The organism is Paenibacillus sp. P46E (genome assembly GCF_001909095.1).
Classification (GTDB): Bacteria; Bacillota; Bacilli; order Paenibacillales; family Paenibacillaceae; genus Paenibacillus_AQ; species Paenibacillus_AQ helianthi.
Window position 1 is genome coordinate 182,549 of the sequence record NZ_LVYZ01000077.1, and the last position, 15,586, is coordinate 198,134.

The 15,586-nt window shown below is 41.2% G+C and carries 19 protein-coding genes and 1 pseudogene; all 20 read left to right on the top strand.

Translation table 11 applies throughout. The features are described from left to right. The first annotated feature begins 74 nt into the window (after positions 1–74). Positions 75–983: an ABC transporter permease gene (locus A3849_RS27910; RefSeq protein WP_074114336.1), complete on the top strand. Its 909-nt coding sequence runs from the start codon at positions 75–77 to the stop codon at positions 981–983. Positions 984–995: 12 nt separating this feature from the next. Then, complete coding sequence (locus A3849_RS27915; RefSeq protein ID WP_074114337.1) at positions 996–1,874, top strand: carbohydrate ABC transporter permease; 879 nt, start codon at positions 996–998, stop codon at positions 1,872–1,874. 43 nt (positions 1,875–1,917) lie between these two features. After that, on the top strand, positions 1,918–5,412 hold the full coding sequence (locus A3849_RS27920; RefSeq protein WP_074114338.1) for a glycoside hydrolase family 2 TIM barrel-domain containing protein: 3,495 nt from the start codon (positions 1,918–1,920) through the stop codon (positions 5,410–5,412). A 295-nt stretch (positions 5,413–5,707) separates the two neighbouring features. Further along, positions 5,708–6,010 (top strand): hypothetical protein, encoded by a 303-nt coding sequence (locus tag A3849_RS27925; protein ID WP_074114364.1) that lies wholly within the window; start codon positions 5,708–5,710, stop codon positions 6,008–6,010. A 274-nt stretch (positions 6,011–6,284) separates the two neighbouring features. After that, positions 6,285–6,734 (top strand): hypothetical protein, encoded by a 450-nt coding sequence (locus A3849_RS27930; RefSeq protein ID WP_074114339.1) that lies wholly within the window; start codon positions 6,285–6,287, stop codon positions 6,732–6,734. Between the two features lie 143 nt (positions 6,735–6,877). Then, positions 6,878–7,336 (top strand): contact-dependent growth inhibition system immunity protein, encoded by a 459-nt coding sequence (locus A3849_RS27935; protein ID WP_074114340.1) that lies wholly within the window; start codon positions 6,878–6,880, stop codon positions 7,334–7,336. 106 nt (positions 7,337–7,442) lie between these two features. Next, the gene (locus tag A3849_RS33755; RefSeq protein ID WP_256701018.1) at positions 7,443–7,577 is read left to right on the top strand and encodes a hypothetical protein; all 135 of its coding nucleotides are present in this window, start codon (positions 7,443–7,445) and stop codon (positions 7,575–7,577) included. 369 nt (positions 7,578–7,946) lie between these two features. Beyond that, positions 7,947–8,186, top strand: coding sequence for a hypothetical protein (locus tag A3849_RS27940; RefSeq protein WP_074114341.1), 240 nt, complete (start codon positions 7,947–7,949; stop codon positions 8,184–8,186). 158 nt (positions 8,187–8,344) lie between these two features. Continuing rightward, positions 8,345–8,468: pseudogene (locus A3849_RS34125) on the top strand (RHS repeat-associated core domain-containing protein); the annotation flags it as partial. A gap of 212 nt (positions 8,469–8,680) precedes the next feature. Next, positions 8,681–8,944 (top strand): hypothetical protein, encoded by a 264-nt coding sequence (locus tag A3849_RS33405; protein ID WP_074114342.1) that lies wholly within the window; start codon positions 8,681–8,683, stop codon positions 8,942–8,944. A gap of 238 nt (positions 8,945–9,182) precedes the next feature. Continuing rightward, entirely contained in the window at positions 9,183–9,521 is a 339-nt protein-coding gene (locus A3849_RS27950) for a hypothetical protein (protein ID WP_256701019.1), read from the top strand. Between the two features lie 57 nt (positions 9,522–9,578). Next, the gene (locus tag A3849_RS27955) at positions 9,579–9,839 is read left to right on the top strand and encodes a CPCC family cysteine-rich protein (RefSeq protein ID WP_074114343.1); all 261 of its coding nucleotides are present in this window, start codon (positions 9,579–9,581) and stop codon (positions 9,837–9,839) included. A gap of 992 nt (positions 9,840–10,831) precedes the next feature. Continuing rightward, positions 10,832–10,990, top strand: coding sequence for a hypothetical protein (locus A3849_RS33170; RefSeq protein ID WP_178382821.1), 159 nt, complete (start codon positions 10,832–10,834; stop codon positions 10,988–10,990). 80 nt (positions 10,991–11,070) lie between these two features. Then, positions 11,071–11,394 carry a hypothetical protein gene (locus tag A3849_RS27965; protein ID WP_074114345.1) on the top strand — a complete coding sequence of 108 codons (324 nt, stop codon included), beginning with the start codon at positions 11,071–11,073 and terminating at the stop codon, positions 11,392–11,394. Positions 11,395–11,496: 102 nt separating this feature from the next. Continuing rightward, a complete protein-coding gene (locus tag A3849_RS27970) occupies positions 11,497–12,063 on the top strand; it encodes a hypothetical protein (protein ID WP_143191915.1) in 567 nt (188 codons plus the stop codon). 395 nt (positions 12,064–12,458) lie between these two features. Next, a complete protein-coding gene (locus A3849_RS27975; RefSeq protein WP_143191916.1) occupies positions 12,459–12,806 on the top strand; it encodes an RHS repeat-associated core domain-containing protein in 348 nt (115 codons plus the stop codon). After that, entirely contained in the window at positions 12,794–13,006 is a 213-nt protein-coding gene (locus A3849_RS33760) for a CdiA C-terminal domain-containing protein (RefSeq protein WP_178382822.1), read from the top strand. Before A3849_RS27975 ends, A3849_RS33760 begins: the two co-directional genes overlap by 13 nt. 182 nt (positions 13,007–13,188) lie before the next feature. Beyond that, positions 13,189–13,704, top strand: a complete 516-nt coding sequence (locus A3849_RS27980; protein WP_074114348.1) for a hypothetical protein — start codon at positions 13,189–13,191, stop codon at positions 13,702–13,704. A gap of 273 nt (positions 13,705–13,977) precedes the next feature. Next, positions 13,978–15,324 (top strand): RHS repeat domain-containing protein, encoded by a 1,347-nt coding sequence (locus A3849_RS32215; RefSeq protein ID WP_256701028.1) that lies wholly within the window; start codon positions 13,978–13,980, stop codon positions 15,322–15,324. Positions 15,325–15,333: 9 nt separating this feature from the next. Further along, a partial coding sequence (locus A3849_RS27995) for a hypothetical protein (RefSeq protein WP_143191917.1) occupies positions 15,334–15,586 on the top strand: 253 nt, incomplete at its 3' end.

The following is a 15,586-nucleotide window of genomic DNA, read 5'->3' on the forward strand; positions in this document are numbered from 1 at the left end:
AACAAGGGCCGCTATAGAAAGCGTATAGATCAGGCGGCCCTTGATATTAGCATTGCAGCAAAGGAGAGAAAGATATGCTGAAAACCAGATTGGGCAAAGATTTGCTCCGCAATAAGTGGCTGTATCTGATGATTCTTCCTGTACTTATCTATTATGTCTTGTTTCATTATGTACCGTTATATGGCACGATCATCGCGTTCAAGCAATTTGTTCCGTCCAAAGGCATTCTGGGCAGTGATTGGGTGGGGTTCAAGCATTTTGAGGAGTTTTTCTCCAGCATTTACTTTTTCCGCGTCATCAAGAATACGATTTTACTAAGTTTTTTCAACCTGCTGTTCGGTTTTCCTGCACCGATCATTCTGGCTTTGCTGCTGAATGAACTGAAGAGCCCGCTCTTCCGGCGGATTACACAGACCATTACTTATATGCCGCATTTTATCACGCTGGTGGTTGTGGCAGGAATTATCCGCTATTTTACCTTATCCGATGGTTTGATTAACGATGTCATTGCCTTCTTAGGCGGCGCCCGGATCTCCTTTCTGCAGCAGCCGGAGTCCTTCCGCCCCATTTATATAATCAGTGAAATCTGGCAGCAGATCGGCTGGGGGACCATTATCTATCTGGCAGCCATTACCGGGATTGACCAGCAGCAGTATGAAGCCGCCAAGATTGACGGGGCCACGAAGCTGCAGCAGATCCGCCATGTGACACTGCCGGGTATTCTTCCAACGATTATGATCATGCTGATTCTGGCACTTGGAAATATAATGAATGTCGGCTTCGAGAAGATCATTCTCTTGTATAGTGCCAGCATCTATGAGACAGCCGACGTCATCTCAACCTTTGTATACCGGAAAGGGATATTGGAATTCAGCTACAGCTACAGTGCGGCGGTAGGGCTCTTCAACTCTGTCATCAACTTCACTATATTGCTGCTTGCCAACTCGTTCAGTAAACGCGCCAGTAAAAACAGTCTGTGGTAAGGAGGGACAACCATGATAAAAACGTCACTCGGTGAACGTATTTTTGATATATGCAATGCCATTATTATGGTGCTAATGATTATTCTTACGCTGTATCCCATGCTGTATATCCTGTTCTCCTCCCTTAGCGAGGGCAACCGTCTGATCTCGTTCAATGGCATCCTGCTCTGGCCGCAGGGACTTTCTCTCGAGGGCTACAAGGCGGTGCTTAACAATCCGGTGATTCTCACGGGCTTCAAGAATACATTTTTTATTCTGGTGGTTGGACTTGTAATGAATATGACGCTTACCTCGCTTGGGGCTTACTTTCTGTCCAGGGATGGGGTTATGCTGCAAAAGCCGATCATGTTCTTCATCGTGTTCACGATGTTCTTACAGGGAGGGCTGGTTCCGTTCTACCTGATCGTGAAATCATACGGGCTGCTGGACTCCTTGTGGGCACTGATCCTGCCTACGGCGGTCAGCACCTTCAACCTGATTATTATGAGGACCTATTTCATGGCTATTCCCAAGGAGCTGGAGGAGTCGGCATTCCTGGATGGTGCAGGACATTTCACGATCCTGTTCCGAATCTTCATTCCGCTCTCCATGCCGGTTGTCGCTGTGCTGATTCTCTATTATGGTGTAGGCCACTGGAACAGCTGGTTCAACGCGATGATCTTTCTGCGGGATCAGGACCTTTTCCCGATACAGCTCGTGGTCCGTAACATTATTCTGGAGAACGATAATGCCAGCATGCTGGGCACCACTACGCTTATCCAGAGCCGCGATGTAGCCGAAACCCTGAAATATGCGGCCATTATCGTGACGACGGCTCCGATTCTGCTGTTGTATCCATTTTTGCAGAAATATTTTGTGAAGGGTGTTATGGTAGGAGCATTGAAAGGCTGATTGATGTCATTCCCACAAACCATGCACGGGAGGAACTTTATCCATGAGTATCCAAAGAAAACTGAACGGAGGCTGGCATTTCACCAAGCAGCCGCTGGGTTCAGAGCTGGCTAACGTGCTTGCGGACGCGGACTGGATGCCTGTAACGCTGCCTCACGATTGGCTGATTTACAACACGCATGCGCTTTATGAAGACGGAGAGGGCTGGTACCGAACCACCCTCAGCTTGGCCGAAGTGCCTGCTCATCAGCTGTGGTCCCTACGATTTGAAGGCGTATACATGAATTCTACCCTGTTCGTCAACGGACATGTGGTTGGTGAATGGAAGTATGGATATTCTACCTTCGAATTCGATATTACTCCCTACCTGACCGAGGGAGACAATACGATTGTTATGCGTGTGATTCATGAATCTCCGAATTCCCGCTGGTACTCGGGTGCCGGAATTTACCGCTCAGTGTGGCTCAAAATAACTCCAAAGACGCATATTGCGCCGGATGGTATATATATTGCGGCCCGGCGGACGGATAACGAGTCCTGGACCGTGGATGTGGACTGTGAACTGCACGTAGAGGAAGGACGGGGTACGACTGGACTGAAACTCCGTCATACGGTTATGGATGCAGGTGGAACAGTGATCAGGCAGGAGGAATCTGCCGTTCCTGCCCAGGAGAGAGATCAGAAGGTACATGCCCGCAGCCGCCTGACTATCGAACAGCCCTTGCTCTGGGATATTGGAAGTCCCCACCTCTATACCCTCCGTACGGAGCTGTTGGATCAGGACGGGATCTTGGAAGAGGAAGAGCAGACTTTTGGATTTCGTACGGTGGAACTAGACAGTCAAAAGGGATTTTTCCTGAACGGACGTTACGTCAAAATGTATGGCGTGTGCCAGCATCATGATCTTGGCTGCCTGGGGGCAGCCGTGAATAAGACGGCTCTGCGGCGGCAGTTCGTGCTGCTGCAGGAGATGGGTGTGAACGCCATCCGGACGGCACATAATATGCCTGCCGTGGAACTGATGGAACTGGCAGACGAGATGGGTGTGCTTATCGTCTCAGAAGCTTTTGACATGTGGGAGCGAAGCAAGACTCCTTATGACTATGCCCGGTTCTTCCCGGAGTGGTGGAAAAAGGATATCGCCAGCTGGGTGCGCCGGGACCGCAACCATCCGAGTCTGATCATGTGGAGCATCGGCAATGAAATCTACGATACCCACGCCGATGACCGTGGCCAGGAGCTGACACGGATGCTGCAGGATGAAGTGCTGGCCCATGATCCCCGGGGTAATGCCTTCGTTACGATTGGCTCGAATTACATGCCGTGGGACAACGCGCAAAAGTGCGCCGATATCGTCAAGGTGGCGGGTTACAACTACGGCGAGAAATATTATGACCGGCAGCATGAGGAGCATCCAGACTGGTTCATCTATGGAAGTGAGACCTGCTCTACGGTCCAAAGCCGGGGGATCTATCATTTTCCGCTGGCCCAGCCGGTATTGGCAGATGACGATCTACAGTGCTCCTCCTTGGGCAACAGCTCCACCAGCTGGGGGGCCAAAAGCACAGAGGCCTGTATCACTTCAGACCGGGACGCGGCGTATTCCCTTGGGCAATTTCTGTGGACCGGCTTCGACTATATAGGCGAGCCTACACCCTACTTCACTAAGAATTCTTACTTCGGCCAATTGGACACGGCGGGCTTTCCAAAGGACTCTTATTACATCTATAAGGCAGAATGGACCGATTACAGAACGGACCCGATGATTCATATCTTCCCTTACTGGGATTTCTCGGAGGGACAGCTCATTGATGTACGGGTGTGCTCCAACGCTCCGCGGATTGAATTGTTCTTCAATGACGTATCCAAGGGCACCTATGATATTGACCATGTTCACGGCCACAAGCTGCTGGGAGAATGGCGGCTGCCTTATTCAGAGGGGGTGCTCCGTACTGTTGCCTATGATGAACAGGGAAATGTAATTGCCTCGGAGCAAATTTCATCCTTCGGCAATGCTGCTTCTTTGGTGCTTACACCGGATAAGCATGAATTGTCGGCAGACGGCCAGGATCTGATCTTCGTAACTATCACGGCGAAGGATTCGCAAGGTCTCCAGGTGGAGAATGCCAACAACCGGGTTCACTTGAGCATAGAAGGACCAGGACGGCTGATCGGACTGGATAATGGGGACAGCACCGATTACGATCCCTACAAAGGTACGAACCGCAGGATGTTCAGCGGCAAGCTGCTCGCTGTAATTGCCGGTACACTGGAGCACGGCACAATCACTCTGCGGGCGACTTCACCGGAGATTGCTTCCGCAGAGCTTATACTGCATTCAGGTGCTCCGGCACGAGGCACTTCAGGTGACGGTGAACTGTTCCTGTATGCGGACTGCCCTTTGGAAGGCAAGGGAGAATCTGCGGAAGTGCAGAGCAAGAAGGCTACAGAAATTCCTGTGCGCAAGCTGGAAATAATCTGCACGGAGGGTAATACTCTAACGCCGGAGCATTGCTCGCTCCCGGTGCGCGTGAAGCTCCATCCCGAGAACGCCACCTTCCAGGAGGTGGAGTGGCGGATTACAAATGCCGCAGGAATCGATACGAATATCGCTTCGATTGAGGTGAAGGGGCATGAAGCCGTCATTACCGGTCTGGGGGATGGCGAAGTGTATATCCGTTGCGGGACAACGAATGGTGCTGACGGTATCCGGCTGTACGGCTTGATGGAATTCAAACTTGAAGGACTGGGGCAGGCCTGCCTGGACCCTTATGAATTTGTCTCCTCCGGCTATCACAGCATCGCCAGTACGAACCTGACCAACGGGAATGAACGGGGGGTTGCCACCGCGCGGGAAGGGGAGAGTCGGATCTGTTTCGAACGAATTGATTTCGGCGACTATGGATCGGATGAAATCGTCTTGCCTATCTTCTCCCTGGACGATGGCGAGTACCCGATTGAAATATGGGAAGGCCTTCCCGGAGAGCCGGGTGCGAATCGCCTGTCCACGGTAATCTACCAAAAGCCTTCCCGCTGGAATGTATACCAGGAGGAAACCTACAAGCTTCCGAAACGCCTAAAAGGCATCACGTCACTCTCTTTCGTCCTGCGGCAGAAGATCCACCTGAAAGGCTTCCAGTTTGTCCAGAAGCGCAAAGCTTATGAGCACCTGAGCGCGCTTGAGAATAGCCGGATTTACGGCGATACCTTCACCGTGACAGAGTCCACCATTGAAGGCATCGGCAACAATGTGTCCCTCATCTATGAGGGGATGGACTTTGGTGTACAGGGAAGCTCGCGGATTGTCATTTGCGGACGTTCCCCTCTGGAGAACAGCACGCTTCACCTGCTGTTCAGCGGTCCAGGTGGCGATTCCAAGCAGCTAGTGGAATTCGCCGGCAGCAGCACCTACACAGAGCGCGAATTTATTCTGGAACCGGTCAGCGGCCCACGAACCGTCACCTTCCTGTTCCTTCCAGGCAGCCAGTTCGACCTGAAGTGGTTTCGATTTTTGCCGGCTGGGCAGCTATCTCCTTAAAGGGGATGGCTGCCTTTTTTGCGCTGATTAGGGGATTAGGTAATCGCAATAGGTGTTTGCCGGAAGTGAATCTAAGGACAAGAAAGCCTCACGGTTGAAGGTGTGATTGATAATCTGCTGATATTAATTCGGATAAATCCTACAGATCATGACTGGTTGGATAAACTCCCCAGTTGCATAAATGGTGTTTTCGATGAAACTTGACTTGCGAAATATAAGTATGGGACAAATGTGGAAATACTTAAACCCCCACAAGAGTATAAAAAGTATACAAAATAAGGAGAATGGTATGAACATGTTCGAAAAGATAAGCTTCTATCCCGGTAAAGTAATATATGAAGATTTTCATATCGAAATTAACAAACCACTTGATTTTGAAGATGATGGATTAAAGGAAGATATGTTTAAAGTACAATACCCTGACAATTTGATCTTAGATATTGGATGGTATGATGGAATTAACAAATTTATTATTTATATTATTAAAGATTTTGATTGGGATAATCCAATTCAAAAAACTGAATGTGATTTAGTAGACCTTTATTATAAGACTGAAACCTATGCAATTTATATTAGAGACCTGTTATCAAAGAAATAATCATTTTAAGGAACTTGCGTCGAAGAATTACTACTACCTGTATGATGGTCATGGTGATGTGGTCCAGATGGTCGATACCAGTGGAGCGATAGTGAAGTTTGACCGAATGGTAGACACGTTAAATCAGACATGGGAAGTCGCTTGAAAATTGCAACTCAGAATGGTGCTTCATATGAACTGCACTCTAACACTCCAATTCCAGAAGCTACAAAAGATTGGTTAACAACGAAGGAAATTTAATTTACTGAGTGGTAATTAAGAAGGAGGAGAACTTATGTCAATATCAGCTTCGATAAATATTTATTTAAGCGAGCGTAGTGGTACAAATTTATCAATAACTGATTTATTTCAGAACTTTGAAAACGAAGGTTGGAATTACATCAACAGTAATGGCGAGGTTACTATACTACCTTTGGGTGATGATGATGATTTTGAATGGACATCTACTACTCTCCATAGAGATATCCTTTTTGATATTTTGAAAAAAAAGCGAGAACAGAAAGAAATCATTGGAATCGAGCTATTTCGGGTAGATTCTGAAGTCGGATGTGAGTTGCTAATATTTAACACAAACCAAATGATGTTTAGTTTATCCATAGCAAGAAAGAAAATCAAAGTAAAAGATGCTATCGACATTACTGATTTTAGTTGGTATCTGGATAGCATTTTGCCAGTTTATAAAAATTTACAAGTAGAACAAATAAGATGTGAACAATTGCTATAATGCACTGATGGAAAACAATTCATCCCACCAGGTGGTAAAGTGAATCGCTTGGTAATGAGGCAGAAACAGAATGGATTGTGTTATGGGTGATAAATTTTATTCGTTGGGCATCCTGTATTATCAGATATTTGGAGGTGATTCTCTTGGAGTACAGAAAACTTACCATTGATGAAATTTGCAGGCTTGAAGGATTTCACGAAAAAATAGTAGTTGAGAAAAGCGTACCATTATCAGGATGGTTTGCAGGCATAATGGATATTAAGCTTAAAGATTTGTCTGATGGCTCAATTGCAAGATTAGTGAGGCAGAATTTCCACTTGAAATATGTGATTCCTGAGGCGATCTTAAGATTGTCTTTGAACCCACTTGCCGGTAAACATTACGAAGGTGAACTTATCAATGCAATGAATTCAGTGAAAAATACATTTTGGGAAAACAACTCGAATGTATGTAAAGATATAAAGAAACTATTAATGAAGATTGAGAATAAGGAAATTGACCTTCCAAAAGATTTTAATTGGTATACAGAAAAAGAAGAACAGGAATTTTATGAGGAAGTACAAAAAATAATTACAGTATTAAGTACAAATCTGACTAATTAAATATTTTGTATCACTCATAGCTAGAGAGAAGCAGATAATTGTTTAAGCTCCGCATTATAGGGAGATCGATCATTTGAATGCTGCATGAAAAGGGGGGAGATTTTTTATGATTTATTTGAATGAAAAATCGGGGAGGAAAGACTGGTATTTTGATTATGTAGCAGGATATGATTGGGAGGACGAAGAAGACAAAAATGAATTTGTAAAGTTATTAATTGATTTACAAATTTTAATAAATTGAGAATTTTAGTTTTAACACCCACATGTGAACACTTCGTGTGGTTTTTTTCTTGGCATAAACCACTTGAACTGAGAATGCAAATTCACTATATGCGTCCGCAATGGATAGATTAGCATTAACCCACTTACTTTAATCAGTATGATAAGCAGCGATTGGACAAGACCTAACGGTAGTTCGACACTCACAAGTAATGCGTCTGCCAATGTGCAGTACAGCTACTTGGTGAATAATCAGGTGATATCATTTACTCATCCGACTCTCACTGACGGTAGTATACTGAATACAGCTTATAAGTAATCCGAGAAGATGCGCGTTTTGTGCACACTTAACTACAACTCCACTAGATGTAAGTAAAAGGAGAATATAAGCATGCTGATTTCAAAATATGAATCAAAATTCCAACCTGTAAAAGTGTTTTTGACAAGATTTTTTGATTTTGAAAGTGATATTCTGATCTTTGAACAAGAGACCCAAATCCCGATCCCAACAATTTCAATGGGTGATATTATAGAAATATTTGAAGACGACTATGTAGTTAAAGAAAGAAAATTTGCATTTAATGAAGATGCTTTTTTTACAATATATCGTATAGAATTGTTGGGGTTTTAAAGCACAACCTGTTCAATCTGGTATTCGATGCAGATTACATTTGGCTAAAATATCGGCTTTGTAGTAACAAATCATGAGAGACAAAAGGTATTCCATGGGTATAAGAGGTGCAACGGCAGCGGAGTATTAAGAGGAATATCAAGCTATCTCCGTGCACGTATTATGATCCGAGTATCGGGCGGTTTATAAATGTATACGTATGAGGGGCAGATAAACAATCCGTTATCTTTAAGCCTTTATACGTATGTTGGAAACAATCCCTTAATTCGTTGGGACCCATCTCAATTACAACTGCTAAAGAATACCTGTCAAAAAGTAGTGTAATTATATTACGACAGTTTCTTAGTGAACGAGGTGGAAGAATTGGAAGTGCAGCAACTAATGAAGAAACTCAACATTTAATATTACAAGCAGAGAGTAGGGACATTAAAATGAGTGCATATAATATATTAGTTGTAAATTCGAAATGTTGTAATTGCCATCAAGAAGTGAAAATGAAGATCCAATTCAAATTTGGTGATACTTGGGATTATCCGTATTTCATTAATGATGAAATAAAATGGGGAGGGAATAATATCGGGATAAAGGGGCTCAGCAAAGTAGTTTTAGATGGTATAGCTGAACCATGTACAAATTGTAAAGCAGTAGTAGACTATTTGATTTTTATTAAAAAGGATGTTATTCAATATATTGAAAAAAATATTGGGCAATATGACTTTACAGATTCGGAGGGTTACTATTTAATTCTTGAAGAATAGCAATAATAACTTACTTTAGGAGAGTGAAGATGAAATTTTAGCCACATAAGGGATTAGCCCTATGTGGCTTTCATTGTTGGCCTTATGTGAGAATAACTATTGTGTTAATCAGAATATGAAACAAAAAATTAATATTGGAAATATAAAAGTGAACAAGGCAATAGAGTACTGCATGGATCATTCAAACGGTTATAATATTTATCAGTCGGTGAGGTAGTGGAAAAAGCAGGGGTAAAGCTTGATTAGAGGGACAGTGGATAAAAGTTACTTTTTCAAGGGGAAAAGCGTACTTCGTTATAATGGAATAAGGAATGCTACGGTAGATTTCACGAATGGAAAAGGAAAGAGCTTCCTGTTAAAAGACTTTGCTGATCATGAATCTGATTTTGACTTCACTAACGAACAACAATATCTTAATGGGGCGAGAAACTTTCTGGAGAAAAAGCCCACAAAAACAACTCTATCAATTACATCTGCTGAAGGTACCTATTTCAGATATGATACAGCCTCTAACGAATTTGGAATAATAAATACGTATGGTGGCGTACAACGTATTACGGATCAGATACTGGCCTGAATTATTGGTTAGAACAAGTAAGTTTGTACGCTCCCAAAAAATGATACGGAGGATCAAATGAGAAAAACTATGTGTCCTTGTTGTGGTTACTACACTATTGAAAGCAACGATGAGGTGATTGTGGAAATTTGCGATGTTTGCTTTTGGCAATATGATGTTGTGGCACATATGTATCCAGATAGGAGTATAGGGGCCAATCATATTTCTTTAAATCAAGCAAGAGAAAACTATATTCAGTTTGGTGTTTGTAAGAAAGAATATGATGAAATGGTTCGAAAACCACTACCATGTGAATTTCCGGAATATAACATTAAGTAGTACTTTTATAACTTAAATGTTAGAATGAACAAAAAATGGTCGAGCTAGAAATTGAATGATTCTTATAAATCGAAATGAACTTAACCCTCGTAAGCTACGTATGAATTTTATCCCAAACATGAACGTACTTACGGGTTTGTTTAGGTACTTAAAGTTATCCCCTTTCAGAAAACTCTCCTGCCCCTTTATACTTCAGAAACATCAGATAACACTGTAACTAAGGATGGTGATACGGCAAGTGATTTCCAAGACAAACGGGACTTCATTCATTGGACTTGATCATAATATCCGCTTTTCCAAGCGAGAGTTGCATGATATTATTAAGAACCTTGCGATTCGTCAAATAGGGGTCACACGCTCCAAGAGGGAACCGAAGAAGAATGCCTATTTCATGCTTACTATGAGCAAAAGAGTACAGAGGGTAAAACGAAACAACTAGCTGTTTTTTGTTTAATGAGGAAGCTGGTAAACATCTTCTACGTCATGATGAAGAAAAAATCAGCCTACGATACCGAATACACCTGTACTGCAAGCAGGATGATAGAATGAATGGTAATTGGGAGCGATTTCCTGTTCTCGCCTTCTTTAGTCAGTGTGCGCTTTATAAACTAGGATACGGTTGAGGGACAGATTGATAATCCGCTGAGTTTGAATTTGTATACGTATGTGAGTAATAATCCATTAATTTATATTGATCCTACTGGGCATGGAACGCTCCCTAAAACTGTAAAAGAAATTTTTAGGGATTTTAAGGTAATACGAAAGTGGAAATGTAAAAAAATTCTAGAGGTGGATTAATAGGTGCAGTTGTTGGTATCGTCTTAGGGGGGGATTTGCTGCAACTCCTGCAGGTGAAAGCCAGCAAATGATAATTTCAAATAAAGCTGAAAGAATAAAATCACCTATAATCAGTGCTGAAAAGCTTGAAAAAATGAACGAATCAAACGGAGGTTTTTTATATATATAGATCTATCAATGATGAGGATATACCTATGCTTGCTGCCGGAAAGGGGATACTTGCAAAAGACCCAACAGGAACTTGGTCTGCAGAAGAACATATACTTTATGGAAGTGATGAAGAGGTTTGGACCGGTGACCTTTGGAATGCCACTACAGCCGAACCTGTAGTGGCATTTAGCAGTATTAATTAAATATAGTATTCCTCAAAGTGTAATTGTTGGAGTTATATTTTTCAATTAATACTATACTTAAATAAAATGGGGTGGAATATATGGATAATAGAATTGAGGAGATTATTCTATTGCTTGATGCAATAGCCAACGATATAATTGTGCCCTTAAGAAAGAAAGTCATCAACGAAGCAGCTTTCAGTGTGCTATATAAACTGATGGATGAATTACAAGGTTTGCTTTACAACGAAAAGAATGTTGAAAAAGAGCTTGTAGCTATTCTCTTTCTTATCTATACACAGATTGACACTCAATCAAAATATGTTTCAGAAGATGAAAAAGAAATCTTTATGACTTATCTTAGTAAGATGAGAGTAGGAATGAGAGAGATTTTTGGAAAAGCGCTACAGAATGAGGAAGATTAGAATGGCTACGACGAATGGGGAATATTTGTAAATGGCAATTATACTAGAAATGACAACAGAGTGCTCCCTATTGGTTTTTTAACTTAATTAAGTGGTGATAAAATGAGATATTCATCAATGGTTGTTATTTTAATTTTAAATGTACTTTTGATTACAGCATGTGGAACAGAAAATGGGAATATTGCACAGACTGTAACTCCAGCAACAGTTCCAGCTACAGACATAACTAATACATCTGTAGTTCCTGATGATTCGAACTCTGAACTAATGGAAACATTGATAGGAAAATGGAAGATTGACAGTATTTATGCATATGGAGTTGGTGGTTCGAAGAATGATGAGCAAGATATTAAAGGGTTAATTGGAACGGGAATTGTATTCACTTCAGATTCTATTAAATTTGGTAATGAAGCTGAAGAAAAGCCTATTTTCTACAGAGTGAGCAAAAGTTCTGATGAAAGCTTTTTATCTGATATTGATTGGATAAAAGAAAGCACTATGGGTACAGATTTAAACCCTCAAACCCTAAAAGAAATAAGCCTATATGAGGATAGGAAGTATGAGAACTTTTATTATGGCAATGGAAATATTACTTATTACACTGATGAGGGAGAACTTATTTTAGACCAAGATGGAGATTTGTTTTTATTAGTCAAAATGAAAAATTGAATATGTATTGAATTAATGAAGTTAGAACCACATGTGAGTTACATACTCCATGTGGTTTCTTTCTTTCCTAGCCCACCCAGTGCAGAATGGACTGAATCGATTCATTCAAATAAACATCACTGTCGTATTCCCACGTCAACTATTTCTTTCTTCGATTTAAGTGTACGTACATGAATACCTCTAATTTTATCCCCATTGTTCAAAAACTAAAATGCTCAGCTTATAAACAAAATCCTCAGTTACCACCATAAAAACCAAAAAATAGTCGCCTTCGTTTCCTTGCGGATTTTCAGGAATACCAACGTTCTTTACCGATCTTCGGGCTATTTCAATTAAATGTTTATGAAAATACAAAATAAATCGCAACTATCTGGGGGGATAGAATGAGGATACGTATGAAGGACAGATTGAATCCACTGAGTTTGAATTTGTATACGTATGTAATGAACAACCCATTACTATATACTGACCCATCAGGACATAAGGCTAAGGGTTTGGATCTTACTTGGGCAGGGTTTTCACTAATATATGGAAATAGAATTGAAATAGCTAATATACTTGAAGCTCGATTAGATGTTGATATTTCAGTAGAAGATATGTTTGATTCTCTTGGGATGAGTTTTACGGATTGGGACGATGCCATTGTCGATGATGAGCAAGTAGGCACTGTTTCTTATCAAAAAGACGCAGGTCCGAACTTAGATGAGACTAGAGTCGCAACTATACTATCATGGACGGGATAAAATGTTACTTATTTAGCAAAAAAACTGGGAATGACCCTGCGACATTTAAACCTTATAAAAATCCTGATTATAGGGTGGACGGTTTAGTGACAGAACTGAAAACGTTGAATGGTGACCAATTGAATTTAACGACAGGAGCAGGACAACTTGCAAGTGGATTAAAACAAACTCGTACTGTTATATTAGATGCAAGAAAATAGGAGAATGTTTCAGGGTTTGAGGCGTTTGATATGCTCTTTTATGGACTTGTGCAAGCTCAACGAAATAAAGTTCCTCTCTACGACTATATGGAAATGCAGGTCTGGACAAGAGATGGGATGTATATATGGAATATTGGTGATATTGGCATGGGATGGAATCTTTTTAGAAAGGAGAAAGTAGAATGGGAGTGAAATTTACTGCATTATTTGAAAATAAATATTCGACATTTGAGAAAGTTGAATATTTAAAAAAGCAATTGAAATTAGAATGGAGCAAAAAAAGAAGTGGAGATGATTCATTAGATTGGCTTACTATTTATTGTGATGACCCTAAAGAACATTTTGAAAAATATGGACACGTAGGACTAATGGGGCTTAATGGAATGGTAGTTAATATTAGTCCAAATCTAATTGAGATGCAAAACGAAGTAGATTGGTTTTCATTTTTGAAATTTTTTGATACTAGGGAGGAAGTTAGAGCAGATTGTTCAGTATTGGCAGGTTTCGTAGGGAATCCTATTTATCTACCTGATTCCTACACTTACTCTTCTTTTGTATTTGAAGGTAATACTTTCGATGATGTTTTAAGTTCATTAAATAATAAATACGGTGAACCAGTGAAGGATATTTCTTGCATGTTAATACAGAATGAGTTGTACTGGGAGACAACAGGTTATTTCATTGATTCACTGATTTAAGTGTGCTCCCACATGAGAGTATGTCTCCTCCATGTGGTTGCTTTTTTATAATTACTGCTTTAAGAAGGATATCCGTATTATGAAAAATAAACATGATATTTGTTTATTTTATATTTTCCAAATTCGAAATCATGGTATGCCAGTGAAAGTGATCCATCCGCCTTATCCGAGAGTTATTCATATAATGGACAGGGACGTGTATTAAACACCACGAATGCGGCGGGGGAAACGACAAGCTTTACGTATGAAAATGCACCGGATGGAACCAACCGATTGTATAAGACGACTGCCGAGAAAACATCGGGCGGAAAAACAGTCACCAAAAGTGTTATTACCTACGGGGCTGAAACGCAGTATGCCTATCCAACCGTCGAAGAAGCTTATTCAAATATTGGACAACCCAATCAGCAGATCGTCAAAACATCGACGGCGTATGATATGGGGACTGGCAGAGTGATTGAAAAGCGGGACGGGAATCAAAATGCAACACTCTATGCCTACGATGCAGCAGGCCGTCTGACAAAAGAAACGCAACCCAACCGAACCAATGCAAAGGGTGAAGTCTATAGTGAGGTGACCGATTACAACTACTATAATCAGACCTCCGGCAACTTTGATTCCGTAAATACAGGAACAGAGGTCTTAAAAGTGGACTCCATTCACACGCTCACCAACCTGTCCAACCAGAATGCGGTCAAGACCTACGCCAATGTGCTGTATAACGGGCTGGGACTCACGCTGTTGGAAGAGCACTTTGATGAGAACACAGGGAAATGGGTATTTACTCAATATCATTATGACGATCAGGGTCGACCGGTATACTCTATGGATCCGGCTGGAAACACCTTAACGGTCAGCTATGATGCCTGGGGCAGACAGAACCGGGCGACGAATGCGAACGGGGATCTCATCGTGAATGACTATTCCCTTAAAGCGCGCACAAGTACAAGCTACATCCAGGATAAGTCCACGGGTGAGAAGCTTGAAAATCCGTTGAGTCAGGATTTGTATACGTATGTGCATAATAATCCGCTTCTTTACAGTGATCCAAGCGTACATACACCAATTGTAGGGGATAGTCCATATGATACCCAACCTCCAACTACCGTTAAAGGAACTGTTGTTAAGATAGACAATGCTGTGCTGACTGAGGAACTAGTTATTATGATAGCAACTATTTACGGGGAAGCTGCTAATTCAAGCGAAACTAGTTGGGAAGTAATTGCAAATGTAATGATGAATAGAGTAGAAACAGGAGAATGGAAAAAGTATACTAGTGTGTTAGAAATTATTAAGCATACGGGATTTGATGCATACACTCAAAAAAATCAACCTTACAAAGAAGCTATGGATTATTTAGAGAGTAGAGGGGGAAAAGGATCGAAAGAAAATACATATATAGAGAAACTTATACAAACTGTAGTCGATGTATATTTTAACAAACGAGAAGATATTACAGGAGGAGCGGTGCTATATTATAGTCCAAAAGCACAGGCAGCTCTGCATAATAAATATCCCAAATCTTATAAAGAGAACCCTCCATGGAATGTCAAATTATTGACTCAAGTAAAAATTAAAGGTCTTGAGAATGATGACTTCAAATTCTATAAATATAAGTGAGGTGAAAAAATGATTAATAAAACAACCTTCCTACTAATATTTTTGATGGTATTCGTTATTTTTGTAGCCTGTGATAATCAGAATACGAGTCCATCCAAAATTATTAGTGCTACTCCTTTAGACATTAGTAAGTATGTAAAAATTGAAAAGGTTGATAAGGATATGTACAAAATATTCCTCAAAGATGAAAAGAAAAATATTATTTTTGAAGAAGAATATCCTGTAGAACCAATGATCAATGTGATTTATGAGAACATAATAC